This window comes from Stenotrophomonas sp. Marseille-Q5258 (assembly GCF_946900935.1).
In the GTDB taxonomy this organism is placed as follows: domain Bacteria; phylum Pseudomonadota; class Gammaproteobacteria; order Xanthomonadales; family Xanthomonadaceae; genus Stenotrophomonas; species Stenotrophomonas nematodicola.
Window position 1 is genome coordinate 64,266 of sequence record NZ_CAMPPN010000007.1, and the last position, 23,640, is coordinate 87,905.

Consider the following 23,640-nt stretch of genomic DNA (forward strand, 5'->3'; position numbering starts at 1 on the left):
TTAGAGCGCGTCGGCGCCGATTTCGCCGGTGCGGATGCGGACGACCTGCTCGACCGCGGTGACGAAGATCTTGCCGTCGCCGATCTTGCCGGTGCCGGCCGCGTTCTGGATCGCTTCGACCACCGCGTCCAGCCGGTCGTCGGTGACCACGGTTTCAATCTTGATCTTCGGCAGGAAATCCACGACGTACTCCGCGCCGCGATACAACTCGGTGTGGCCCTTCTGGCGACCGAAACCCTTGACCTCGGTCACGGTGATGCCCGACACGCCCGCATCGGAGAGGGCCTCGCGGACCTCGTCGAGCTTGAACGGCCGGATGATGGCGGAGATCAGTTTCATGCGCATATCCCGATGGTGGATGGAACCAGCCCGCGCGTGCAGGCCGATGTCAGGTCGACCGGCGGCCACTTGCACATGGCCGCCGGTCGTTGCGCCGAACGTTGCATGGGCCACGCCAGTGCCGACACCCACGAAGGGCGGCGCCAGCGGTGACGCGGGAGGGAGGAAGGGCCCATGCGCGTCCGGTCTCTCTTGCCCCTGGTGAAACGTGTTGCGTGCGATGTGGCTCCCCAGCCACGCCGCATTTCTGCAAAGCGGCGACGACGACGAAGGTGGGAGGGAAGTCCTTCGTCATCGTCGCCAGGTGCTCAGTTGGCGTAGTACATCTGGTATTCGAGCGGATGGGTCGCCGCGCGGAAGCGGGTCACTTCCTGCATCTTCAGCGCGATGTAGCCGTCGATGAAGTCGTCGCTCATCACGCCGCCGGCCTTGAGGAACTCGCGATCCTTGTCCAGCGCTTCCAGGGCCTGGTCCAGCGAGGAGCAGACCTGCGGGATCAGCTTCTCTTCTTCCGGCGGCAGGTCGTACAGGTCCTTGTCGCTCGGTGCGCCCGGGTCGATCTGGTTCCGGATGCCGTCCAGGCCGGCCATCATCAGCACGGTGAAGGTCAGGTAGCCGGACTGGATCGGATCGGGGAAGCGCATTTCAATGCGGCGCGCCTTCGGGTTGGACACCCACGGAATGCGGCACGAGGCCGAACGGTTGCGGGCCGAGTAGGCCAGCATCACCGGCGCTTCGAAGCCCGGGACCAGGCGCTTGTAGCTGTTGGTGCCGGCGTTGGTGAAGGCGTTGATGGCCTTGGCGTGCTTGAAGATGCCGCCGATGTACCACAGCGCCATCTGCGACAGGCCGCCGTAGCCGTCGCCGGAGAACAGGTTGACGCCGCCCTTGGACAGCGACTGGTGCACGTGCATGCCACTGCCGTTGTCGCCGACGATCGGCTTGGGCATGAAGGTGGCGGTCTTGCCGTTGCGGTGGGCGACGTTCTTGATCACGTGCTTCATGCGCAGCAGCTCATCGGCCTTCTGCACCAGGGTGCTGAACTTGGTGCCGATTTCGCACTGGCCGGCGGTGGCCACTTCGTGATGCTGCACTTCCACTTCGATGCCGACCTGTTCCAGCGTCTTGCACATTTCAGCGCGCAGGTCGTGCAGCGAGTCGGTCGGCGGGACGGGGAAGTAGCCGCCCTTCACCGCCGGACGGTAGCCGCTGTTGGCGCCGTCGTACTTGTCGCCGGTGCTCCAGGCCGCTTCTTCGGAATCGATCTTGAAGAAGGTGTGGCCCATGTCGTTGGCGAAGCGCACCGAATCGAAGATGAAGAACTCCGGCTCCGGACCGAAGAAGGCCTGCTCGGCGATGCCGGAGGACTTCAGGTAGGCCTCGGCGCGCTTGGCGATGCCGCGCGGGCAGCGGCCGTACGGCTGCATGGTGGCCGGGTCGAGGATGTCGCAGCTGATCACCAGGGTCGGGTCGGCATAGAACGGGTCGATGTAGGCGCTGGCCGGATCCGGCAGCAGGACCATGTCCGACTCATTGATGCCCTTCCAGCCGGCGATCGAGCTGCCGTCGAACATCTTGCCTTCTTCAAACAGGGCCGGCTCCACGATGCCGACCGGGAAGGTGACGTGCTGCTCGATACCGCGCATATCGACGAAACGCAGGTCGACGAACTCGATCTGGTTGTCCTTGATCAGCTTCTCAACATTTTCCACGGACATCGGTGAAACCTCGGATGGATGATTGCGTACTTGGGTAGAGCAATCGGCGTGCCAACTTTTTTCGCGAGGTAACCCCATGATTTCATTGAACACCCGCCCTGCTGGCGGCTGAACCGTGCGCACCATAACGGTGCAATGGCCGCACCACGCACACATTTGGTGCGCGGTTTGATGTTCTATGCTCTACCGCGATTTCACCCTTTCCGAGCCCCAGCCCGCCGATGTCCGACCTGCTCTCCGCCCTCCTGTTGGGCATTCTCGAAGGCCTCACCGAATTCCTGCCGATCTCCAGCACCGGCCACCTGCTGATCGCCCAGCACTGGCTCGGCGCGCGCTCGGACTTCTTCAACATCGTCATCCAGGCCGGTGCGATCCTGGCCATCACGCTGGTGTTCCGGCAGCGCCTGTGGTCGCTGGCCACCGGGCTGCACCAGCGTGACAACCGTGACTACGTGCTCAAGCTCGGCACCGCGTTCCTGGTCACCGCCGTGGTCGGCCTGCCGGTCCGCCTGGCCGGCTGGGAACTGCCCGAGACGGTCACGCCGGTGGCCTGGGCGCTGATCATCGGCGGGATCTGGATGATCCTGGTGGAAGCGCGCGCCGCGCGATTGCCCGATCGCGATACGGTCACCTGGAAAGTGGCGGTGCTGGTGGGCCTGGCCCAGGTGGTGGCCGGCGTGTTCCCGGGCACCTCGCGTTCGGCTGCGGCGATCTTCATCGCCATGCTGTTCGGGCTCAGCCGCCGCGCGGCCGCCACCGAGTTCGTGTTCCTGGTGGGCATCCCGACCATGTTCGCCGCCAGCGCCTACGCATTCCTGGAACTGGCCAAGGACGGCAAGCTCGCCACCGAGAACTGGACCGATGTGGGCGTGGCCTTCGTTGCCGCAGTCATCACCGGCTTCGTCGTAGTGAAGTGGCTGCTGGGCTACATCAAGGGCCACCGTTTCACCGCGTTCGCGCTGTACCGGATCGTGCTGGGCGCCGCGCTGTTGCTGTGGTTGCCGGCTGGCAACTGAACAGACCCGCCGCGCGACAACCCCGTTTTCCACGCCCCGGCGTTTTTCCCCTGGTTCCCAAGGAGATGTGCATGAACCGCAACCGCAACCTGATGCTGATCCTGCCGCTGGCCCTGCTGGCCGCCTGCAGCAACCCGTCCGCCACCGCACCTGCCGGTACCGGCGGCGATGACCTGGCTCCGGCCCCGACCGCCGCCGCCGATCAGAAGGCCGTTGCGGCACTGGACGCGCAGCGCCTGCAGGGCAACCACTGGCGCCTGGACAGCGCCACCGATGCCAGCGGCAAGCGCGTGGATGCGCTGTTCGCCCGCGAGGACAAGCCGGTCACGCTGGACTTCCAGGATGGCCGAATCGCAGTGAGCAACACCTGCAACCGCATGGGCGGCAGCTACACGTTGGCCGACGGCACGCTGACCGTGTCGCCGATGGCCTCGACCATGATGGCCTGCACCGACAAGGCGCTGATGGCGCTCGACCAGGCCATCGGCAGCCGCCTGGAAGGTGCGCTGAAGACCGAACTGGCTGGCGAAGGCCAGCTGACCCTGCGTACCGCCAGCGGCGACGTGCTGGTGTTCACCCCCGAGCCGACCGCCGAAACCCGCTACGGCGGCCCGGGCGAGACGGTGTTCCTGGAAGTGGCCGCGCAGACCAAGCCGTGCTCGCACCCGCTGATCCCGAACATGCAGTGCCTGCAGACCCGCGAAGTGGCCTTCGACGACAAGGGCCTCAAGCAGGGCACGCCGGGTGAGTTCGAGAACTTCTACGGCACCATCGAGGGCTACACCCACGAAGATGGCGTGCGCAACGTGGTGCGCGTGAAGCGCTACAAGATCGCCAACCCGCCGGCCGACGGTTCCTCCGTCGCGTATGTGCTGGACATGGTGGTCGAGTCGGCGAACGAGAAGAAGTAAGGCCGCCGCAGGGGAGGTGCCGGCCTGGGGCCGGCACCTGTCCGTGCTTCAGGCCAGCGCGGGATTGAGCGTGTAGGTCCCGTGCAGCGCCGCTTCGGCCAGGATGTGGCCCTGCATCGCACGGTGCACATCGGCAGCGGTGAACGGGGTGGGCAGCGCGAGCTGCGCCACGTCCAGGGCGAACACGCGGAAGAAATACCGGTGCACGCGCTCGTCGTTGAACGGCGGGTACGGGCCGTCATAGCCCAGGTACTGCCCGGCCATGTCCGGGTTGCCGGCAAACCAGCCGGTGAAGTCGTTCAGACCCTGGCGTGCGCCCGGCGGACCGGCCGGGGCCACCTTGCCCTTCACGGTGAACCCGTCGCTGCAGCTGCCTTCGGCGAGCTCACGCACGTCGGCGGGGATGTCGGCCATTGCCCAGTGGGTGAAATCGCCGCGCGGCTGGTCGCGCGGCACGGTGCAGTCGGAACGGCCGACCGTTTCGGGCACGGTCGGCACGTCCGGATCGATGCACAGCAGCGCGAACGCGCGCGTGCCGGCCGGGACATCGTCCCAGGCCAGGTGCGGGTTGCGGTTGCCGGCGAAACCGTGGGCGTCGCCGGCCGCGAAGGTCGCGGCGATCGGCTGGCCGTTGATCAGGCTGTTGCTGGTCAGATGCATGGGATCGTCCTCACTCTTCCGGGTAACCCAGACGCACCGCCACCGGGGTGAGCAGGGCGAACGCGCTGGCCATGATGTCGCGGTACTGGCGCCAGTGGCCGGGCGGCAGGCGTGCCGGGCCGAGGGTGTCGGCCGGCGGGAAGCGCACGCCGAACAGCGTTTCCAGGCGGTGTGCCATCGCGCCGGCATCGTTGCCGATGTCGTCGATGCGCAGCAGCACATGCGGGTACAGGCTCTGCTCGTGCAGCGTGGCCACCTGGGCCAGTGCGCGGGCCAGCCATTCGGCGGCTTCGTTGAGCGAGTTCACCGCGAACGGTGCCGGGGCGCCGAAGGCCATCCAGTCCAGCAGCATGTCGCGCGGATCGCGCAGTGCCACCAGCAGGCGGCCTTCCGGCAGCTGCGGACGCAGTGCCCACAGCAGGGCGTTGTCCCACCACAGCAGCCAGTCGATCACGGTGCCGTCGGCCAGGCCGCGCGCGGGCAGGGTTTCACGCCACTGCTCGACCAGACGCTCCGGGGTCAGCTTGCCGGTCGAGAGCTCCTGCAGCGTGTGGTAGCTCTGGAAGGCATCGTCGGGCGGGGTCGGGCCGAACCGGTCGCCGCGCAGCACCGGGCTGGCCGCGGCGATGCCGGCGATCACCCGCTCCACGCCGGAGCCCGGGGCGCCCCACACGAACATCGGGCGGGCGCTGACGTCGTCGCCCACTGGCGCCAGATCCGGCCAGCTCAGCGGCGCCTTGGCCTGCGGCGGCAGCGGCAGACGCTGCGGCGACTGCGCCGCGTGCACGCCCAGCCAGGTGTCGAGCGCGTCACGGTGCTGGCCGGCACGGTCCTGCACCGCGCCCAGCCACGACCGCAGGCCATCGCGGGCCTCGGCCGGGGCCTGTTCGATGAACTGCTGGACATGCACCACGGCGGCGGCCGGATCGCGCTTCAGCAGCGCTTCGACGATGCGGGTCTCGCCGCTGGCACGGCCGGGTTCGAGCGCGACGATGCGGCGGGCCACCGCCTCGGCGCCGTCCACGTCCTTGGCCATGTCGTGCAGGCGCATGCGCGTTTCCAGCGCCGGCAGATGCACCGGCATCGCCTGCAGCCAGCGTTCGGTGACCGCCACGGCCTCATCGCTGCCCACCGACTCCACCGACAGGCGCGCCAGCCACAGGTCGTGCACCTCCGGGTGCGATTCCAGCGCGGCGTCCAGATGCTCGCGGGCCTGCTGTTCGCGGCCAAGTCGCTGCCAGCACATGAGCAGCAGCTGCAGCACCTGGCGGTCCGAGGGAGCCTGCTCCAGTGCGGGCAGCAGATGCTCCAGCGCCTGCAGCGGTTGCCCGGACTGCAGCGCCAGTTCGCCGGCCAGGCGGCGCATGGCCACGCTGTCGCCGCCCGGGGCGGCCAGCATCGGGCCCATCATGGCCGCCGCGCTGTCCACGTGGCCCTGGCGCAGCGCCAGCTGCACGACCAGGCCCTGCAGCGTGGTCAGCGTGGGATTGAGCTCAAGCACGCGGCGGAACGCCTGTTCGGCGAAGGCCAGCATGTCCTTGCCCAGGTAGGCAAAACCGAGCGCGTACAACACGCGCGAGTCACCCGGCATGGCTTCGCTGGCGGCCGACAGCAGGGCCAGGGCACGGTCGCCCTCGCCACGGCGCAGCGCCACCATGCCGTTGATGGCGGCCACTTCAGGGTGGTCTTCCTCGATGCGGCTGGCCAGGCGCGCCAGGCGCTCGGCTTCGTCCACGTCGTTGCGGCCCAGCGCCAGGTGGGCCTGCATCAGGTAGGCCGACAGTTCGTTGGGGTTGAGCGCGGCAGTGCGGTCCAGCGCCGAGCCGGCGGCCTCGAACTGACGCAGCGCCATCAACAGGCCGGCCTGCATCAGGTGCAGGTCGGCATCGTCCGGGGCCAGCGCCAGCGCCTGCTGCAGGCTCTCCAGGGCCGGTTCGAGCTGATCCTGCTGCTGCAGCGCCAGGGCCAGCAGGCGATGGGCCTGCGGCTGGGTCGGTTCGGCCGCGGTCCACTCGCGGGCCAGCTGCACGGCATCGTCCACCGCGTTGCGGCGCAGGGCTTGAATGATCTTGTCTTGCATGACGGTCCAGCTTGGGGTCAAACCCCGATTGTAGGGTCGCGCCGGGGTCGCTGCCGACATTCCGGGCGATCGGCCGGCTCCGGGCTCAGCGCGGCAGCGCTTCCAGGCGCAGGCGCTGGGCGACCCAGCGCTCGGAGAAGCCATCGCCGCGCCAGTTCTCCAGGAAGCCGCAATGGCCGCCCCACGGGGCGATTTCCAGGTGGGCGTGGGCCGGCAGTCGCCAGCCGTTGAAGGTGGCGAACGGGATCACCGGGTCGTCCTGCGCCATCAGGATGTCGGCCGGCACTTCCAGCCCGGCCAAGCGGTCGCCGGCGATGGAGTAGCCGTCGAAGTACGCCTGCAGCGAGCCGAAATCGGTGTGGTGTTCGACCAGCCATGCGGTCAGCGCGCGGATGTCCAGCTTGAGCACGCGGTCATCCCAGTCGCTCAGCTCCGGGAAGAGATCGCGCTTGCGGCGCAGCGAACCGGCCCATTTGCGCCGGAAATACCAGTCGTACATCGCCGGACCGTTCTCGATGCTCTCCATCGTGATCGCCGGATCCAGCACCGGGCACACCGAGGCCACCCGCCGCAGCGGCACGCCCGCCGAGGGCGCACGCAGCGCCAGGCGCAGCACGAAGTTGCCGCCCAGCGAATAGCCCGCCGCCACCAGCGGCAGGGAGGGCCAGCGCCGCGCGATGTCGCCGGCGGCCTGCACCACTTCATCGATGCGGTTGGAGTGGAAGATGCCGGGATTGAGGTGATGGGTGTTGCCGTGGTCGCGGAAGTTCAACCGGACCACGTCGTACCCTTCCTCGAGCATGCGCGCGGCGGTCATGCGCATGTAGCTCGACTCCGCGCTGCCTTCCCACCCGTGCAGCAGCAGCGCCATGCCGACCGGCTCGCGGTCGTCGATGCGGCTGTGCCAGCCCTGCAGTCGCACGCCTTCGCCGCCATCCAGGATCAGCTCTTCAGTCACCGCCCCGGTCGCGGCCAGCAGCATCAGGCCGCGCTGCATGCGCATGCGGCTGGAACTGAGCATCGACTGCAGGTGCGGATTGCGCAGCCAACGCGGCGGACGGTAGTCGGCAGCGGTCAACATGGGCGCGAGCCTGCTCCGGCCTCCGACGCTGGCGCGTGAAGAAGCGCCATCGCCCTACTCGGCAGTCATGGCCGCCAGAATGCGCGCACGCGAGGTTTCGGCGATGCGGCGACGGCCGTCCAGATCATGGGTGTCGATGGGCGCGAGGAAATGCACCTCGGCCCGGCGTGCGGGTTCGCCCAGCAGGCGCAGGAAATTGGCGAAGAAACTCTCGCCGGGGCCGAAGGCGACAATCGTCTGCGCATCGCCGTGATGGCCGTAGCGCAGCGCCACCGGCTGCACCGGCACCTGGGTTTCGACCGCGGCCTGGAAGATGCGCGCATGGAACGGCCCGACATCGTGGCCGCCGCGGGTGCGGCCTTCGGGGAACACGCCGACGGCATGGCCCTCGCGCAGCCGGACCACCATCGCCTGCATCACCCCGCCCAGCGACTCGGTACTGCCGCGCTGGTGGAAGATGGTCTGGCCGCGTGCGGCGAGCCAGCCGACCACCGGCCAGCCGGCGATTTCGCGCTTGGCCACAAAGCCCATCATGCGCTGGCTGTGCAGCATGGAAATGTCGACCCAGCTGACGTGGTTGGCCACGAACAGCACCGCGCCCGGCAACGGCTCGCCGATGCGGCGCGTGCGGAAGCCGAAGATCCACATCAGGCCGCCGGACCAGGCGTTGACCACCGCATGTTCCAAGGGACGGCCACCCACGCGGAGGCGCCCCCACGGCGGCAGCATGCCGATCAGGGTCAGCGGCAGGAACAGCAACAGGTGGACCAGCAGCAGCGGTACGCGGTACAGGTAGCGGCACACACGCGCCACGCCGCCACGTGGGGCCGGGGTGGGGGAAGTCATCCGCGAACGATACCCGAGCGCCGCAGGCTCTGCCAGCATATAGCGGTCAGATCGATGACATGCCGGGGCCAGCCGCCGGCCCCGGTCAAGCCACTGCCCATCCACGGCACAACGCCCCCGCCGTCAGTGCGCCGGCGCACTGAGCCGACCGGCGCAACACAGCATCCGTGCGGTGCGTCGATCAGCCCGGCCGTACCGCCGGCACCACCGCCAGGGTCAGCCGCGACGTGCACACCAGGCGACCCGCGTCATCTTCGATGCGGATGTCCCACACATGCGTGCTGCGCCCGACATGCACCGCGCGCGCGGTACCGGTGACGAGGCCGCCGCGCATCGCACGGATGTGGTTGGCGTTGATCTCCAGGCCGACGCAGACCTGCTGGGTGGTGTCCACGCACAGGTTGCCGGCACTGCTGCCGAGGGTTTCGGCCAGCACCACCGAAGCGCCACCGTGCAGGATGCCGTACGGCTGGCGGGTGCGTTCGTCCACCGGCATGGTGGCGCTGACCCAGTCCTCGCCGGCCGCGGTGAACACGATGCCCAGATGCTCGATCAGGGTGTTGCGGCTCAGCGCGTTGAGTGCCTCGATGGACACTGCCTCGCGGAATACCTGGGTCATGCCGTGTCTCCGTCAGACGTAAGCGTTCAAAGAATCGGTACCAGCCCCGCGCCGAACGCGGTGAGCATGCGCACCAGCAGCCACTTCGGGCCGACGTTGACTTCGGGGAAGTCGCCCACGGCGGTGTAGCACGCGTGGAAGTTGGCGTCCTGGCGGGGCAGCGGCCGGGGGCAGTCCGGACCAGGCTGGAATTCGTAATCGGTGGCGTAGCGCCACGGCCAGAAATCCAGCACGGGCAGCGCCTCGGAGGCCTTGCCGACGCTGTAGTTCAGGCCGGACAACACCGGCGGCTTGGCGCGCGGTGCCACCGTCCAGGAGTTCTTCGGGTCGATGTCGCGCAGGATGCTCTGGGCAAGCTGCTCGGCGAACACCGGGTCGTCGATGATCACCGCGCCTTCGGTGTTGTAGTTCTCGCTGCGCGGATCGAAGTTGTGCGTGCCGATCACACCGATGCGGCGGTCCACCACCATCGACTTGGCGTGCAGCCCCATGCGCGCGCCGGTGCGGGTGACCGGCAGCGGCTTGTTGACCGCCTTGGTGCCCAGGAACGAAGGGCGCGTTTCGGCGCGCAGCACGCGGCGCTCGACCTCGCTGCCGTCGGTACCACGACGGCGGCCGCTCGGGCTGCTGTCGCGGGTGCCGTTACGACGCGCGGTGATGCTGCGTTCACTGCTGCTGCCGCTGCTGCCACCGTGTGCGTTGCTGCCGGCCGCGCTGCCACCGATCAGGCTGCTGCGCCGGCCTTCACCGGGCGTGGCTTCGCCCAGCGGTGCCGGCAACAGGTTGCGGTAGTCCACCGGCGCATCCAGCGGGAACGGCTTGTATTCGTAGATGTTGAAACCCAGCTCGCGCAGGTTGCGGCGTTTGTACTTGTAGGACAGCGCGTACACGATGGGGTTGTCGGTGGCGGCCAGGCTGTTGGTGGACACCACGATGCGCGGTGCCTGCGGCCGCTTGCGCAGCTCGCGGAACAGCGTCCGGGCCGGCTTGGACAGCACCAGGTAGGGTGTCTGCAGCAGCACTTCGGACCGGGCGCCGGCAATCAGCGCATCCAACTGCGGCTCGGTCACGTGCTGGCCGTTGGCCGGTTGGCTGGCGCGCTCGCGGCGGTGCTTGCGTGGCAGGTCGGCCACGTACTGGACCGCCGCCACCGGCAGGGCGGTATCGACGAATGTGCGCGTGATGAAGGCCGGGTCGTCGGCTTCGGCACTCACCCGCGCGACCCGCTCCGGACGCCGGAAACCGGTCGGCGGCATCGCCGGCACGCCCTGTCGCAGCAGGGTGCGGCCGACATCGTTCAGGCGCTCGGCCGGCACACTGCGTGGCGCGCGCCAGAACGCGTCGAAGTTGGCCGCCATCTCGCGCACTTCGGGGCCGGCGACCACCACGTCGCGATCGCGGAAGTTGTACTCGGCGTCCCAGTCGTAATAGTCGTCCTGGTAGTTGCGCCCGCCGACCATGCCGAGCGCGTCGTCGACCACCAGCAGCTTGTTGTGCATGCGCTGGTTGAAGCGCCGGAAGCAGCACAGCACGCTGCCGGCGTAGTCGAAGTAGTTCAGCCGCGCCTTGCCGAAGGTCGGGTTGTAGACGCGCAGTTCGAAATTCTGATGGCTGCCGGCAAGCGCGCCGAGGATCTCCAGGTCGGAGATCGCCGACAGCTGGTCGATCAGCACCCGCACCTTGACCCCGCGCCGGGCCGCGCCCAGCAGTTCGTCCAGGATCAGCCGGGCGCTGTCGTCCTTGTCGAAGATGTAGGTCTGCAGGTCGATGCTGCGCGAGGCGCTGCGGATCAGGTTCAGGCGCGCCACCAGCGAGGCCTCGCCCTCGTCGACGATGGTGGCGTAGTGGCGCGGTGCATCGGGCAGGGACTCGGCGAACGCCCGCCCGCCCAGCGCGCGCAGCGGCGAATCCAGCGCGCAGCGGTCGGGGCGGTCGCAGTCCACCGCCGTGGAGCGCGCCTGCACGGCAATGCCGGCCGCGCGGTCGCGCTCCGCGTTGGACAGCGACGCACAGCCGCCGGCCAGCAACAGGGTTGCCAGCAAACCAAGCCGCAGCAGTAGATTCACGGTTTCGGCGCCTCGCTCAGACGCGCACGCAATACAAAGGTCACTCGATCACTCAGGGCTAGCTGCCAACTGTCCATGCCATAGCGGCCACGTTGGACGTTGCCACGGCTGACCACGTCGCAATCATACCCGGCCCGGGGGCATTCGGCTTTTTCCACGCGCAGGGTCTCCGGGTGGCTGACCCCCCGCAGGATCAGCCGGCCTTCGATGGCCCCGCCCTTGTCGACCACCTCGGGCCAGTACGGCACCGAGTCGAACTCCACCACCGGGTAGCGGTCGGCGTCGAAGAACTCGTCGCCGCGCATCCAGCCGGTGTAGCGCGGCTTGCCGGGGATCTCCACGTAGCGGGTGAACATCCGCAGGTGGACCTGGTGACGACCGTCGGACAGTACCTCGATGCGCCCCTCAAACCGCGGGAACACCCCCTCGATGCGCTGCCCCAGCCGGGTCCGGATCTCGAACCCGAACCGCGACTGGGCCGTATCCAGTGCCAGCGAACGGGCCACGGGCACCGGTGCCGGCGGTTCGGCACAGGCCACCCCGGCCGCCAGCAGGGCCAGCCAGCCCAGTACGGCGCGAACTGCTGCCACCGGTTACGGCCACCAGAAGGCGGTCAAGCGGGCCACGCCCGGTTCGATGGAGGCCTCGCGGTCGAAGGCAAGCACCGCGATGCCGGCCGGCGGCATGCCGCGGTAGTCGCTGGTGCTGCCCTCGCTCATCAAGGCCACCAGGCGCTCCAGGCCGGGGTTGTGGCCGACCACGAGCAGCCGGTCGACCTCGCGGCGGTCATCGATCAACCCGGCCAAGGTGCCCGGGGTGGCGTCGTATACGGCATCTTCCAGCCGCTTTTCCACGAAGCCGGTCACGCCCAGCACCGCTTCAAGGGTCTCGCGGGTGCGGCGGGCCGGCGAGCACAGCACGCAGTCCGGCAGCAGATTGTTGTCCTTGAGCCAGCGGCCGGCGGCCTCGGCTTCGGCCAGCCCGACCGGAGACAGCGGGCGGTCCAGGTCGGCCTGGCCGGTGCTGGCGGCTTCGGCATGGGCATGGCGCAGCAGAATCAGTTCTCGCATGGGATCTCTTCCGTATCAGGCGTTCTTCAGCCACTTCAACAGCGGCTCCCAGTCACTCTGGTGCTCGCGCACCTGGGCCGAGCGGTAGTCGAACAGACTCCGCCCCAACCCGACCATCACCACATAGCTCTGGCTGTCGCGCAACTGCGCAACCACCTCGTAAGGCCATTCGGACAACATCTGGATCGCCTGCTGGGAGGTCTGCGTCCACGGCTTGGTGCGGTTGAGCACCAGCCCCACCGGCAGGCTCCGGTTGTGCACGCGGGGGACCCGCGACAGGCTGTTGAGGAAACCGACGATGGCTTCGATGTCCAGCGCGGAAGGCAGCACCGGCACCACCACCGCATCGGCCACGTCGAGGAAATGGGGCAGATCATCGGCCAGGGCACCGGCCGGGGCATCGATGATGACCTGCTCGGTACCCTCCGGGAGCAGGCGCTCCCACTGCTTCCTGCGATACACGTCGATCGGCAGCACGGCACTTTCGAGCACCGAGCGGCGCTGCGCCCAGCGGGTGCTGGAGCCCTGCGGGTCGGCATCGGCCAGGACGGTCCGTTTACCCTCCAGCGCCGAATGCGCCGCCAGGTGGGTGGCGACGGTGGTCTTGCCCACCCCGCCCTTGGAACCGGCCACCAGAATCGTCTTCATGCAAGCCTCGCTTCCGGGAAACGTCGCCGCAGCGTACACCGCCCTCCGTGACGGTGATAGTCGCGCGGCTGAACCCCGTGCAGGTCACGGCGCTTTGCTATCGTTGCCGATCCAATGGACTGCACCCCGGCATGAGCGAGTTACAGGACCTCAGCGCGCTGATCCGCGCCAACACCCCGTTGATCATCATCGAGACCCAGGACGAGGGTCGCATCGTGGAGCTGTTCCGGCAGACCCTGATGCACGTCTGGCGTGCGCTGCACCGCTGGTCGATCACCGAGGGCCTGCGCCGCATCGACATGGACCGCGAGGACGACCCGGTCGGACCGCCCGATGCCAGCGCGGCGCTGCAGATGATCCGCCAGGCCGAACAACGCGGCATCTACCTGCTGCTCGATTTCCATCCCTACCTGGGCTATGCCAGCCACCAGCGCGCGTTGCGCGACCTGATCCAGCGGCGCAACTGCCAGGCCCATGTGCTGGTGCTGATCGGGGCCAAGGTGGAGCTGCCGGCCGAGCTGGAAGCGCTGGCGACCCGCTTCAATCCGCGACTGCCCGACCTCAACGCCCTGCTGAAGATGCTGCGCGAGGAAGCCGAGGCGTATGCCCGCGAGAACGGCGGTCGCCGCGTCGAGGTGGACAACGAGGCGGTCAAGAAGATCCTGCACAACCTGCGCGGGCTGAGCATGGTCGATGCCCGGCGCATCGCCCGGCAGCTGATCTTCGCCGATGGCGCGCTCAGCCAGGACGACCTGCCGCAGCTGGCGCGGTTGAAGTTCGATCTGCTCAACCGCGCCGGACACCTGCACTACGAGTACGACACCACCCGCTTTGCCGATGTGGCCGGGGCCAACCGGCTCAAGCGCTGGGTCAACCAGCGCCGCCCGGTGTTCCTCGGCGGCACCGGCCCGGCCGGGCTGGACCCGCCCAAGGGCATGCTGCTGCTCGGCGTGCAGGGCTGCGGCAAATCGATGCTGGCCAAGGCCACGGCGGCCGGCTTCGGCGTGCCGCTGCTGCGCCTGGACGTTGGCAGCCTGTACGACAAGTACCACGGCGAAACCGAGAAGAACCTGCGCGACGCGCTGGCCTCGGCCGAGCAGCTGGCGCCCTGCGTGCTGTGGATCGACGAGATCGAGAAGGGCCTGGCCAGCGGTGGCGAGGACGGCGGCGTGTCGCGACGGGTGCTGGGCCATCTGCTGACCTGGCTGGCCGAGCGCACGGCCACGGTGTTCATCGTGGCCACCGCCAACCAGGTGCATGAACTGCCGGCCGAGCTGCTGCGCAAGGGCCGCTTCGACGAGATTTTCTTCGTCGACCTGCCAGATGCCAACACGCGGGTGGAGCTGCTGCGCCTGCACCTGGGGCGACGCCAGCTCAACGCCGACGATTTCGCGCTGCCGGCGTTGGCCGCCGCCGCCGAGGGGTTCTCCGGCGCGGAGATCGAGCAGGCGATCGTCGCCGGCCTGTATGCCGCGCACGCCGAAGAGCGCCGCCTGGACACCGACCTGCTGATGGGCGAGATCCGCGGCAGCCGCCCATTGTCGGTGCTGATGGCCGAGCAGGTCAGCGCCCTGCGCGACTGGGCCAGGGGCCGCACGGTCAACGCCGACGGGTAGTACGGCACGGGCTAGTGCAGCGCCCGCAGCACCCCTAGCCACGCCGGCAGGGTCGCCAGCGACAGCACGATGCCATAACCCACCATCGCCGCCGCCAGGCGGGGCGCCAGCCGATGCGCGATCGCCAGTGCGGCGGCGGTGATCATGGTCGGCATCGCCGATTCGAGCACGCTGACCTGCAGCGTCGCGCCCTGCAGGCCGAACGCCCAGGCGATCGGCAACGCCAGCGCAGGCATGACCACCAGCTTGAGCAGCAGGCCGATCCCCAGCGGCGCGAGTTCGGCCTGCGACAGCCGCAGCTGGATCGAGAACCCCACCGCCAGCATCACCAGCGGCAGCATCGCATCGGCCAGTTGCTTGAGGCCGGTGCCGATCCACGCCGGCGGCTGCGCCGGCATCAGCACCAGGGCGAACACCAGGGCCCACAACGGCGGGAAGCGGACGATCCGCAGCAGCACCTGCGCTGCCGTGGGCGGCCGGTCGCCGCTGTAGCGCGCGATCACGTACAGGCCGAAAGTGGAGAGCAGCACGAACGTGCCGAACTGGTCATAGACCACCGCATACGGCAGCGCGGCGTCGCCCAGCAGGGCACGCACCATCGGATAGCCGATGAAACTGGAGTTGGCCAGCGCCACGCAGATCAGCAGCACCGCGTGCACGTCGCGGGCAAAGCCGAACACCCGTGTGGCCAACGACACCAGCGCCCAGGTGGCCAGCATCAGCAGCCACGGCGTGGCCATCAGCCCCACCAGGCTGGCGTCGAGCCGCAGGCGCGGCACGTAGATCAGCACCGCAGCGGGCAGGCACACGTACAGCACGATGCGGTTGAGCACATCGGCCGTGTTGTCCGGCAACGCGCGCAGGCGCGAGAACGCCATGCCCAGGCCGAGCATGGTCAGGATCAGGGCGAATGCATCGAAAGCCATCGGCGCAGCCTAGCCGATGTACCCGCGTATTCAGCCCCGACAATGGTCGTAGGACCGGTGCGCCACGGCGCACCGGCCTCGGCTTACGGCCAGGCCGGCGGTTTGGCCGCCCACGCCTGCTGGATCTCCACCAGCACCGCACGCTCGCTGTCGCGCCAGTCAGGCAGCAGCTCGGCAAAGCGCGCGTTGCTGCTCCACAGCTGCGGCTCGGTGCGCACTGCGGCGGCGTACCACTGCACCGCCTCGTCCTTGCGACCCAGTGTCCACAGCGCCAGCGCATAGGTCGGCGGCGCCCACGACGGGTTGCCGCGCAGCCCGGCATGGGCTGCCGACCACTGTGCCAGCGCCGGTTCGACCTCGCCGAGCCGGAACAGATCCCAACCGTAGTTCCAGCGGACCGAACGCCCCGGCACCGAACTGGCGGCCGCGTTGCCCAGCGCCTCCTGGTACAGGGTGCGACCGAGATCGGTGCGGCCCTGGCCCATTGCCACGCCGGCCAGCTGCACCGTCGCCTCCAGGGCTTTGCGCCCGCGTTCGCGCTGCCGCATCAGCTGGTCGACCAGGGTGCTGCCCTGCCCTTCCACCACCACCATCGGTGCGGCCGCGCTGTCGCTGTCGAAGTAGAACTCCTGCAGTGCCGGCAACGGCTGCGCCGCTGCGTTGAATACCGAAGCCCCCACGGCCAGGCACAGCCCGGCCAGCATCTGTCTTGCAACTGCCATTCAAACTCCCCCAGGTTGTCACAACAACCTCCCATCCCGATCCTAACCTCAGCGAGCGCTCCGGCGCGAGTCCCGGGCCTGGACAGGCCCACTGTTACAATCCGCGCCTTTCCGGCCGCGCGTGCGCGGCCGTGCCAGCCGACTTCCCCGGGCCAGCCATGACCAGTACCGCCGAACTCACCTCGCCGTCCTCCGCCAACCAGCCCGGCCTGGACACTGGCTACACGCTGGACCACAAGTACACCCGTACCGATGGCCGCATCTACCTGAGCGGGGTGCAGGCGCTGGTGCGCCTGCCGTTGATGCAGCGGCTGCGCGACGAGGCGGCCGGGCTGGATACCGCCGGCTTCATCAGCGGCTACCGCGGCAGCCCGCTGGGCGGCTTCGACCTGGAACTGTGGCGCGCACGGCAGCACCTGGAGGCGGCGCGGGTGAAGTTCACCCCCGGCCTCAACGAGGACCTGGGCGCGACGATGGTCTGGGGTACCCAGCAGACCAACCTGTTCCCCGGCGCCAACGTCCAGGGCGTGTACGGCATGTGGTACGGCAAGGGCCCCGGCGTGGACCGCTGCGGCGACGTGTTCAAGCACGCCAATGCCGCCGGCACCTCGCCGTTGGGTGGCGTGCTGGCGCTGGCCGCCGATGACCATGCCTGCCGCAGCTCGACCCTGCCGCACGGCAGCGAGGACGAGTTCGTCAGCGCGATGATGCCGGTGCTGAACCCGGCCGGCGTGCAGGACATCCTCGACATGGGCCTGCTCGGCTGGGCGATGAGCCGTTACACCGGGCGCTGGATCGGCTTCAAGACCATCGCCGAAACGGTGGAATCCTCGGCCTCGGTGCAGGTTGATCCGTTCGCGCGCCGCATCGTGCTGCCGGAGGACTTCGACATGCCCGCCGGCGGCCTCAACATCCGCTGGCCCGACCCGCCGCTGGACCAGGAAATGCGCCTGCACCGGTACGCGGTGAAGGCGGCCCAGGCATTCGCACGCGCCAACGGCATCGACCGCATCGTGATGGACTCGCCGCGCGCGCGGCTGGGCATCGTCACCACCGGCAAGAGCTACCTGGACGTGCTGCAGGCGCTGGAATACCTGGGACTGGACGAACAGGCCTGCGCCGACATCGGCATCCGCGTGTACAAGGTGGGCATGACCTGGCCGCTGGAACCGGTGGGCATCGCACGCTTCGCCGAAGGGCTGGAAGACATCGTGGTGGTGGAGGAAAAGCGTGCCTTCATCGAGCGGCAGATGAAGGAACAGTTCTACAACTGGCCGGCCAGCGCGGGCCCGCGCCCGTCCATCGTCGGCAAGTACGACGAGCAGGGCGCGTGGATCCTGCCGTCCACCAACGAGCTCACGCCAGCCACCATCGCCGGAGTGATCGGCCGCCGCATCCAGCGTTTCTTCACCAATGAATCCATCGAACAGCGCCTGCGCTGGATGGATGACAAGGAAGCCGAGCTCGCGCTGCCGCGTGCCAGCTTCCCGCGCGTGCCGCACTACTGCTCCGGCTGCCCGCACAACACCTCCACCCGTGTACCGGAAGGGTCGCGTGCGCTGGGCGGGATCGGGTGCCATTACATGGTGACGTGGATGGACCGCAGCACCGACACCTTCACCCACATGGGCGGCGAAGGCGTGACGTGGGCCGGGCAGGCGGCGTTCACCGACACCGAGCATGTGTTCCAGAACCTCGGTGACGGCACCTACTTCCACAGCGGCTCGCTGGCGATCCGCCAGGCCATCGCCGCCGGCGTCAACATCACCTACAAGATCCTCTACAACGATGCGGTGGCGATGACCGGCGGCCAGCCGGTGGACGGCACCCTGAGCGTGCCGCAGATCGCCCATCAGATGCGGGCCGAAGGCGTGCAGACGATCGTGCTGGTCAGCGACGAGATCGGCAAATGGAACAAGCGCGAGCTGTTCCCCGAGGGCGTGGAGTTCCACGACCGCGCCGAGCTGGACGCGGTGCAGAAGCAGCTGCGGCAGGTGAAGGGCACCAGCATCCTGATCTACGAACAGACCTGCGCCACCGAGAAGCGCCGCCGCCGCAAGCGTGGCAAGCTGGTCGACCCGCCCAAGCGCGTGGTGGTCAATTCGCTGGTGTGCGAAGGCTGCGGCGACTGCGGCAAGAAGAGCTTCTGCGTGTCGGTGCTGCCCAAGGAAACCGAGTTCGGGCGCAAGCGCGACATCGACCAGTCCAACTGCAACAAGGACTACAGCTGCACCACCGGTTTCTGTCCGAGCTTTGTCACCGTGCACGGTGGCAGGCCGCGCAAGGGCGCGCGCAGCCAGCGCAGCGACCTGCTCGCCAACCTGCCCGCACCGACCTTCCGTACCACGCTGGAACAGCCCTGGAACATCCTGATCACCGGCGTCGGTGGCACCGGCGTGGTCACCATCGGCGCGCTGCTGGGCATGGCCGGCCACCTGGAAGGCAAGGGCGCCAGTGTGCTCGACCAGACCGGCCTGGCCCAGAAGGGCGGCGCGGTCACCACCCACATTCGTATTGCCCGCACCCCCGAGGACATCCATGCCGTGCGCATCGCCGCCGGTGAAGCCGACCTGGTGGTGGGCTGCGACATGGTGGTGGTCAACGACTACTGGGCGCTGTCCAAGGTGCGTGCCGAACGCTCGCAGGTGGTCCTCAACACCTATGAAGCGATGCCGGGCACCTTCACCACGCGGCCGGACATGCAGTTCCCCGCCGCCGACATCATCGCCGGCATCCGCGTGGCGCTCGGAGGGCGCGAGCCGCTGCTGCTCGATGCCACCCAGCTGGCCACGGCGCTGCTCGGCGATGCTATCGCCGCCAACCTGTTCATCCTTGGCTTTGCCTGGCAGCAGGGGCTGGTGCCGATCTCGTTCGAGGCGCTGATGCGCGCGGTGGAACTCAACGGCGCCGCCATCGAGATGAACACCCAGGCCTTCGCCTGGGGCCGTCTGGCGGCGGTGGACCCGCAGGCGGTGCAACAGGCCGCCGGGCTGGTGCGCAACGGCCACACCGATGCCGAGCGCACACCGGGACCGCTGCACGACCTGCCGCCGGGCGAATGGGAAGGCAACGAGTGGGGCGCCAACGCCGCGCCGCGCAACACCGGCGACGAGCGCGAGCTGCGCGGCCTGCCCGGCCACGGCGGCAGCGCCGATGTGGCGTTCCTGCCCCTGGACGACGAGCGCCTGTCGCGCTCGCTGGATGAGCTGATCGAGCGTCGCGTGCGGTTCCTGACCGACTACCAGGACAGCGCCTACGCCGCACGCTACCGCGCGCTGGTGGAGAAGGTGCGCGCGGTGGAGTGGGACAAGGCCGGCAGCACCGCCCTGACCGAGACCGTGGCGCGCTACTACTTCAAGCTGATGGCCTACAAGGACGAGTACGAAGTGGCGCGCCTGTACACCAGCGGCGAGTTCCAGCGCCGGTTGCAACAGCAGTTCGAGGGCGAGTTTGAAGTGCGCTTCCATCTGGCGCCGCCGCTGTTTGCAAAGAAGGACGACCAGGGCCGGCTGATCAAGCAGGAATACGGGCCGTGGATGCTCAAGGCGTTCGGGCTGCTGGCCAAGCTGAAGTTCCTGCGCGGGGGCACCTTCGATGTCTTCGGCCGTACCGCGGAACGCCGTGGCGAGCGTCAGCTGATCGCCGACTACGAGCAGACCGTGGCGCTGCTGCTGGATGGCCTGAGCGACGACCGTGTGGCGCTGGCGGTGGAGATCGCCAGCATCCCCGAGCACATCCGCGGCTACGGGCACATCAAGGAAGCGCACCTGCACGCGGCCAAGGCCCGCGAAGCCACGTTGCTGGCGCAGTGGCGCAACCCGCGGGCACTGCACATCGTGCAGGTGGCCTGACGGCAGATGGAGCCGACCGTTGGTCGGCTATCGCGCGCAGCGCGGGGGGTTTCGATGCCGGAACGGAAGGCAGCCGGGCAGAGCCCGGCTCTACGGGCGCAGCGCGCGGTGGGTGGCCGCCGACGTAGAGCCGACTTCTAGTCGGCTTCGCGCGCAGCGCGCGGGTTTTCGATGCCGGAACGGAAGGCAGCCGGGCAGAGCCCGGCTCTACGGGGGCCGTGCGCGGTGGGTGGCCGCCGACGTAGAGCCGACTTCTAGTCGGCTATCGCGCGCAGCGCGGAGGTTTTCAATGCCGGAACGGAAGGCAGCCGGGCAGAGCCCGGCTCTACGGGGCCGTGCGCGGTGGGTGGCCGCCGACGTAGAGCCGACTTCTAGTCGGCTTCGCGCGCAGCGCGCGGGGTTCCATGCCGGAACGGAAGGCAGCCGGGCAGAGCCCGGCTCTACGGGGGCCGTGCGCGGTGGGTGGCCGCCGACGTAGAGCCGACTTCTAGTCGGCTATCGCGCGCAGCGCGGGGGTTTTCGATGCCGGAACGGAAGGCAGCCGGGCAGAGCCCGGCTCTACGGGGGCCGTGCGCGGTGGGTGGCCGCCGGCGTAGAGCCGACTTCTAGTCGGCTTCGCGCGCAGCGCGGGGGTTTTCGATGCCGGAACGGAAGGCAGCCGGGCAGAGCCCGGCTCTACGGGCGCAGCGCGCGGTGGGTGGCCGCCGACGTAGAGCCGACTTCTAGTCGGCTATCGCGCGCAGCGCGGAGGTTTTCGATGCCGGAACGGAAGGCAGCCGGGCAGAGCCCGGCTCTACGAGGCCGTGCGCGGTGGGTGGCCGCCGGCGTAGAGCCGACTTCTAGTCGGCTATCGCGCGCAGCGCGGGGGGTTTCGATGCCGGAACGGAAGGCAGCCGGGCAGAGCCCGGCTCTACGGGCGTCGTGCGCGGTGGGTGGCCGCCGACGTAGAGCCGACTTCTAGTCGGCTTCGCGCGCAGCGCGCGGGGTTCGATGCCGGAACGGAAGGCAGCCGGGCAGAGCCCGGCTCTACGGGGCCGTGCACGGGGTTCGATGCCGGCGCGCTGCGCGCGCGGTTACGCAAAGCGGTGCCATACCCGCAGGCGGTTGTTAGCCGGCATGGCCACGTCGTCGATCAGCCGCAGGCCCTGGGCGGCGGCCAGTGCGTCCACCGCTTCGGCATCGCGGATGCCCGCCGCGGGGTCGCGCTGCTTCAGCCAGGCATCGAATATCCGGTTGCTGTCGCTGCTGTACTGGCCGCCCTGGTTGAACGGCCCGTAGATGCACAGCAGCGCGTCGTCGGCCATCACCGCCGGCAGTCCGGCGAACAACGCCTCCACGTGCGCCCAGCTCATGATATGCAGGGTGTTGGCGCTGAACACCGCATCGAAGCCCAACGGTGCTTCCGGCAGCGGTGCCAGGCCAGGCACGGGCGACAGCACGGCCTGCAACGGCCGCGGGGGCGGGGCATTGGGCAGGGCGGCCTCGGCCAGGCGCTCGGCAATGCCGGGCAGATGGTCCGGGTGGTCGCTGGCCTGCCAGTGCAGGTGCGGCAGCTGCGCGGCGAAGTGCGCCGCATGCTGGCCGGTACCGCTGCCGATCTCCAGGACGCGGTGGCGGTCCTGCAGGTACCGGCGCAGGACTGTCAGGATCGGTTCGCGGTTGCGCTCGCAGGCGTCGGACCAGCGCTGTTGGCTCATGGCAGGCTCAAGATGAATTCGGATGACCGCCATCCAACCATGACCGCAGTCACTTGTGCCACTGCCCGCCGCCATCGAAAGTCAAGAACTTGTCCACTGCGACCGGTCTGATGCCGATCGCACCGTCGGGGGATGGATCGCTGTGCAACGCCGTGAGTTTCTTGCGCTGTCTGGAATGGGCCTGGCTGGCCTGGTACTGCCGCACGGTCGGCTGATTGCCGCCGAGCAACTGCTCGAGCCCGGCGACCCGGTCCGCAACAGGGTGCTGGCCGAGGCGGCGCTGGGCGCGGCCAAACGCGCCGGCGCCACCTACTGCGACGTACGTATCGGGCGCTACCTCAACCAGGCGGTGATCACCCGCGAGCGCACCGTCCAGAACGTCACCAACAGCGAATCGGCCGGCATCGGCATCCGGGTGATCGTCAACGGCGCCTGGGGCTTTGCGGCCACCCACCAGCGCACGCCGGCGGCGGTGCTGGCCACGGTCGGGCAGGCCGCCGCCATCGCGCGCGCCAACGCCGGCATCCAGACCCGTCCGGTACAGCTGGCGCCGGTAACCGGTGTTGGCGAGGTCAGCTGGAAGACGCCGATCCGCAGGAACGCAATGGCGGTACCGATCCAGGACAAGGTCGAGATGCTGCTGGCGGTCAATGCCGCCGCCCTCGACGCCGGCGCCGATTTCATCAATTCCACATTGTTCCTGGTCAACGAGCAGAAGTACTTCGCCTCCAGCGACGGCTCGTTCATCGACCAGGACGTGCACCGGATCTGGCTGCCGTTCACCGCCACCGCCATCGACAAGGCCACCGGCAAATTCCGCACCCGCGCGGGGCTGTCCTCGCCGATGGGCATGGGCTACGAGTTTCTCGATGGCGACGCCAGCGGCAAGATCGCGCTGCCAGGCGGCGTCACCGCCTACCGCGATTCCTACGATCCGATCGAGGATGCAGTGGCCGCCGCCCGTCAGGCGCGCGAGAAGCTCAAGGCACCGTCGGTCAAGCCAGGCAAGTACGACCTGGTGCTGGACCCGTCCAACCTGTTCCTGACCATCCACGAGAATGTCGGCCACCCGCTGGAACTGGACCGCGTGCTCGGCTACGAAGCCAACTACGCCGGCACCAGCTTCGCCACGCTGGACAAGCGCGAGGCGGGCTTCCGCTGGGGCAGCGACATTGTCAACTTCCATGCCGACAAAACCGCGCCGGGCAGCCTGGGCGCGGTGGGCTACGACGATGAAGGGGTCAAGACCCGGCGCTGGGACCTGGTCAAGGACGGCATCCTGGTCAACTACCAGGCCACGCGCGATGAAGTGCACCTGCTGGGCGAAACCGCCTCGCACGGCTGCAGCTACGCCGATTCCTGGTCCAGCGTGCAGTTCCAGCGCATGGCCAACGTGTCGCTGGCGCCGGGCAGGACGCCGCTCAGCGTGGCCGACATGATCAAGGACGTGGAGAACGGCATCTACATCCACGGCCGCGGCTCGTATTCGATCGACCAGCAGCGCTACAACGCGCAGTTCGGCGGCCAGCTCTACTACCAGATCCGGAACGGCCAGATCGCCGGCATGGTCGAGGATGCGGCCTACCAGATCCGTACGCCGGAGTTCTGGAACGCGTGCAGCGCGATCTGCGATGAACGCGACTTCCGCTTCGGTGGCTCGTTCTTCGACGGCAAGGGCCAGCCGGGCCAGGTCTCGGCGGTCTCGCACGGCTCGTCGACCACCCGCTTCAACGGGGTGAACATCATCAATACCGCGCGCAGCCTGGGATGAGCC

General features: G+C 68.7%; 19 protein-coding genes. 5 read left to right on the forward strand and 14 right to left on the reverse strand.

From position 1 onward, the window contains the following. Both OC534_RS05405 and glnA read right to left on the reverse strand, forming a co-directional pair. Window positions 1-339 carry a P-II family nitrogen regulator gene (locus OC534_RS05405; RefSeq protein ID WP_026070924.1) on the reverse strand — a complete coding sequence of 113 codons (339 nt, stop codon included), beginning with the start codon at window positions 337-339 and terminating at the stop codon, window positions 1-3. A 308-nt stretch (window positions 340-647) separates the two neighbouring features. Beyond that, window positions 648-2,057, reverse strand: a complete 1,410-nt coding sequence (gene glnA, locus OC534_RS05410) for a type I glutamate--ammonia ligase (protein ID WP_136006747.1) — start codon at window positions 2,055-2,057, stop codon at window positions 648-650. Window positions 2,058-2,278: 221 nt separating this feature from the next. Here glnA and OC534_RS05415 point away from each other — a divergent pair, with 221 nt between their 5' ends. Next, window positions 2,279-3,073: an undecaprenyl-diphosphate phosphatase gene (locus tag OC534_RS05415; protein WP_017357051.1), complete on the forward strand. Its 795-nt coding sequence runs from the start codon at window positions 2,279-2,281 to the stop codon at window positions 3,071-3,073. 71 nt (window positions 3,074-3,144) lie between these two features. Further along, complete coding sequence (locus OC534_RS05420; RefSeq protein WP_037591597.1) at window positions 3,145-3,984, forward strand: META and DUF4377 domain-containing protein; 840 nt, start codon at window positions 3,145-3,147, stop codon at window positions 3,982-3,984. A 48-nt stretch (window positions 3,985-4,032) separates the two neighbouring features. Here OC534_RS05420 and OC534_RS05425 read toward each other — a convergent pair whose 3' ends face one another. From OC534_RS05425 to OC534_RS05465, 9 genes are all read right to left on the reverse strand, one after another. Next, a complete protein-coding gene (locus OC534_RS05425) occupies window positions 4,033-4,644 on the reverse strand; it encodes a YbhB/YbcL family Raf kinase inhibitor-like protein (protein WP_136006749.1) in 612 nt (203 codons plus the stop codon). 10 nt (window positions 4,645-4,654) lie between these two features. After that, entirely contained in the window at window positions 4,655-6,724 is a 2,070-nt protein-coding gene (locus OC534_RS05430) for a tetratricopeptide repeat protein (protein WP_136006751.1), read from the reverse strand. Between the two features lie 85 nt (window positions 6,725-6,809). Beyond that, window positions 6,810-7,802 (reverse strand): alpha/beta fold hydrolase, encoded by a 993-nt coding sequence (locus OC534_RS05435; RefSeq protein ID WP_026070676.1) that lies wholly within the window; start codon window positions 7,800-7,802, stop codon window positions 6,810-6,812. Between the two features lie 57 nt (window positions 7,803-7,859). After that, the gene (locus tag OC534_RS05440; RefSeq protein WP_017355484.1) at window positions 7,860-8,651 is read right to left on the reverse strand and encodes a lysophospholipid acyltransferase family protein; all 792 of its coding nucleotides are present in this window, start codon (window positions 8,649-8,651) and stop codon (window positions 7,860-7,862) included. Window positions 8,652-8,832: 181 nt separating this feature from the next. After that, window positions 8,833-9,270, reverse strand: a complete 438-nt coding sequence (locus OC534_RS05445) for a hotdog fold thioesterase (protein ID WP_017355483.1) — start codon at window positions 9,268-9,270, stop codon at window positions 8,833-8,835. Window positions 9,271-9,296: 26 nt separating this feature from the next. Then, window positions 9,297-11,336 (reverse strand): phospholipase D family protein, encoded by a 2,040-nt coding sequence (locus OC534_RS05450; RefSeq protein WP_262071519.1) that lies wholly within the window; start codon window positions 11,334-11,336, stop codon window positions 9,297-9,299. Beyond that, a complete protein-coding gene (locus OC534_RS05455; RefSeq protein ID WP_229296584.1) occupies window positions 11,333-11,875 on the reverse strand; it encodes a YceI family protein in 543 nt (180 codons plus the stop codon). Before OC534_RS05455 ends, OC534_RS05450 begins: the two co-directional genes overlap by 4 nt. Window positions 11,876-11,929: 54 nt before the next feature. Beyond that, window positions 11,930-12,406, reverse strand: a complete 477-nt coding sequence (locus OC534_RS05460; RefSeq protein ID WP_017355480.1) for a histidine phosphatase family protein — start codon at window positions 12,404-12,406, stop codon at window positions 11,930-11,932. A 15-nt stretch (window positions 12,407-12,421) separates the two neighbouring features. Further along, on the reverse strand, window positions 12,422-13,054 hold the full coding sequence (locus tag OC534_RS05465) for a ParA family protein (RefSeq protein ID WP_017355479.1): 633 nt from the start codon (window positions 13,052-13,054) through the stop codon (window positions 12,422-12,424). 131 nt (window positions 13,055-13,185) lie between these two features. Between OC534_RS05465 and OC534_RS05470 the strand changes: the two genes are divergently transcribed. Further along, a complete protein-coding gene (locus OC534_RS05470; protein ID WP_017355478.1) occupies window positions 13,186-14,670 on the forward strand; it encodes an AAA family ATPase in 1,485 nt (494 codons plus the stop codon). A gap of 11 nt (window positions 14,671-14,681) precedes the next feature. Here OC534_RS05470 and OC534_RS05475 read toward each other — a convergent pair whose 3' ends face one another. Further along, window positions 14,682-15,596, reverse strand: coding sequence for an AEC family transporter (locus OC534_RS05475; protein ID WP_262071520.1), 915 nt, complete (start codon window positions 15,594-15,596; stop codon window positions 14,682-14,684). A gap of 83 nt (window positions 15,597-15,679) precedes the next feature. Further along, the gene (locus OC534_RS05480; RefSeq protein WP_017355476.1) at window positions 15,680-16,318 is read right to left on the reverse strand and encodes a hypothetical protein; all 639 of its coding nucleotides are present in this window, start codon (window positions 16,316-16,318) and stop codon (window positions 15,680-15,682) included. 158 nt (window positions 16,319-16,476) lie between these two features. On the opposite strand from OC534_RS05480, the gene OC534_RS05485 reads away from it, so the two are divergent. Next, window positions 16,477-20,169: an indolepyruvate ferredoxin oxidoreductase family protein gene (locus OC534_RS05485; protein WP_166472429.1), complete on the forward strand. Its 3,693-nt coding sequence runs from the start codon at window positions 16,477-16,479 to the stop codon at window positions 20,167-20,169. Window positions 20,170-21,242: 1,073 nt separating this feature from the next. On the opposite strand, the gene OC534_RS05490 is transcribed toward OC534_RS05485, so the two are convergent. After that, a complete protein-coding gene (locus OC534_RS05490; RefSeq protein WP_262071521.1) occupies window positions 21,243-21,866 on the reverse strand; it encodes a class I SAM-dependent methyltransferase in 624 nt (207 codons plus the stop codon). 142 nt (window positions 21,867-22,008) lie between these two features. Here OC534_RS05490 and OC534_RS05495 point away from each other — a divergent pair, with 142 nt between their 5' ends. Further along, window positions 22,009-23,637: a TldD/PmbA family protein gene (locus tag OC534_RS05495; RefSeq protein ID WP_017355472.1), complete on the forward strand. Its 1,629-nt coding sequence runs from the start codon at window positions 22,009-22,011 to the stop codon at window positions 23,635-23,637. Window positions 23,638-23,640 lie beyond the last annotated feature (3 nt).

Excerpts from the sequence above, each read along its gene's own strand:
- OC534_RS05405 (WP_026070924.1), bottom strand. The coding sequence starts at position 339 with ATGAAACTGATCTCCGCCATCATCCGGCCGTTCAAGCTCGACGAGGTC.
- glnA (WP_136006747.1), bottom strand. The coding sequence starts at position 2,057 with ATGTCCGTGGAAAATGTTGAGAAGCTGATCAAGGACAACCAGATCGAG.
- OC534_RS05415 (WP_017357051.1), top strand. The coding sequence starts at position 2,279 with ATGTCCGACCTGCTCTCCGCCCTCCTGTTGGGCATTCTCGAAGGCCTC.
- OC534_RS05420 (WP_037591597.1), top strand. The coding sequence starts at position 3,145 with ATGAACCGCAACCGCAACCTGATGCTGATCCTGCCGCTGGCCCTGCTG.
- OC534_RS05425 (WP_136006749.1), bottom strand. The coding sequence starts at position 4,644 with ATGCATCTGACCAGCAACAGCCTGATCAACGGCCAGCCGATCGCCGCG.
- OC534_RS05430 (WP_136006751.1), bottom strand. The coding sequence starts at position 6,724 with ATGCAAGACAAGATCATTCAAGCCCTGCGCCGCAACGCGGTGGACGAT.
- OC534_RS05440 (WP_017355484.1), bottom strand. The coding sequence starts at position 8,651 with ATGACTTCCCCCACCCCGGCCCCACGTGGCGGCGTGGCGCGTGTGTGC.
- OC534_RS05445 (WP_017355483.1), bottom strand. The coding sequence starts at position 9,270 with ATGACCCAGGTATTCCGCGAGGCAGTGTCCATCGAGGCACTCAACGCG.
- OC534_RS05460 (WP_017355480.1), bottom strand. The coding sequence starts at position 12,406 with ATGCGAGAACTGATTCTGCTGCGCCATGCCCATGCCGAAGCCGCCAGC.
- OC534_RS05465 (WP_017355479.1), bottom strand. The coding sequence starts at position 13,054 with ATGAAGACGATTCTGGTGGCCGGTTCCAAGGGCGGGGTGGGCAAGACC.
- OC534_RS05470 (WP_017355478.1), top strand. The coding sequence starts at position 13,186 with ATGAGCGAGTTACAGGACCTCAGCGCGCTGATCCGCGCCAACACCCCG.
- OC534_RS05475 (WP_262071520.1), bottom strand. The coding sequence starts at position 15,596 with ATGGCTTTCGATGCATTCGCCCTGATCCTGACCATGCTCGGCCTGGGC.
- OC534_RS05480 (WP_017355476.1), bottom strand. The coding sequence starts at position 16,318 with ATGGCAGTTGCAAGACAGATGCTGGCCGGGCTGTGCCTGGCCGTGGGG.
- OC534_RS05485 (WP_166472429.1), top strand. The coding sequence starts at position 16,477 with ATGACCAGTACCGCCGAACTCACCTCGCCGTCCTCCGCCAACCAGCCC.
- OC534_RS05490 (WP_262071521.1), bottom strand. The coding sequence starts at position 21,866 with ATGAGCCAACAGCGCTGGTCCGACGCCTGCGAGCGCAACCGCGAACCG.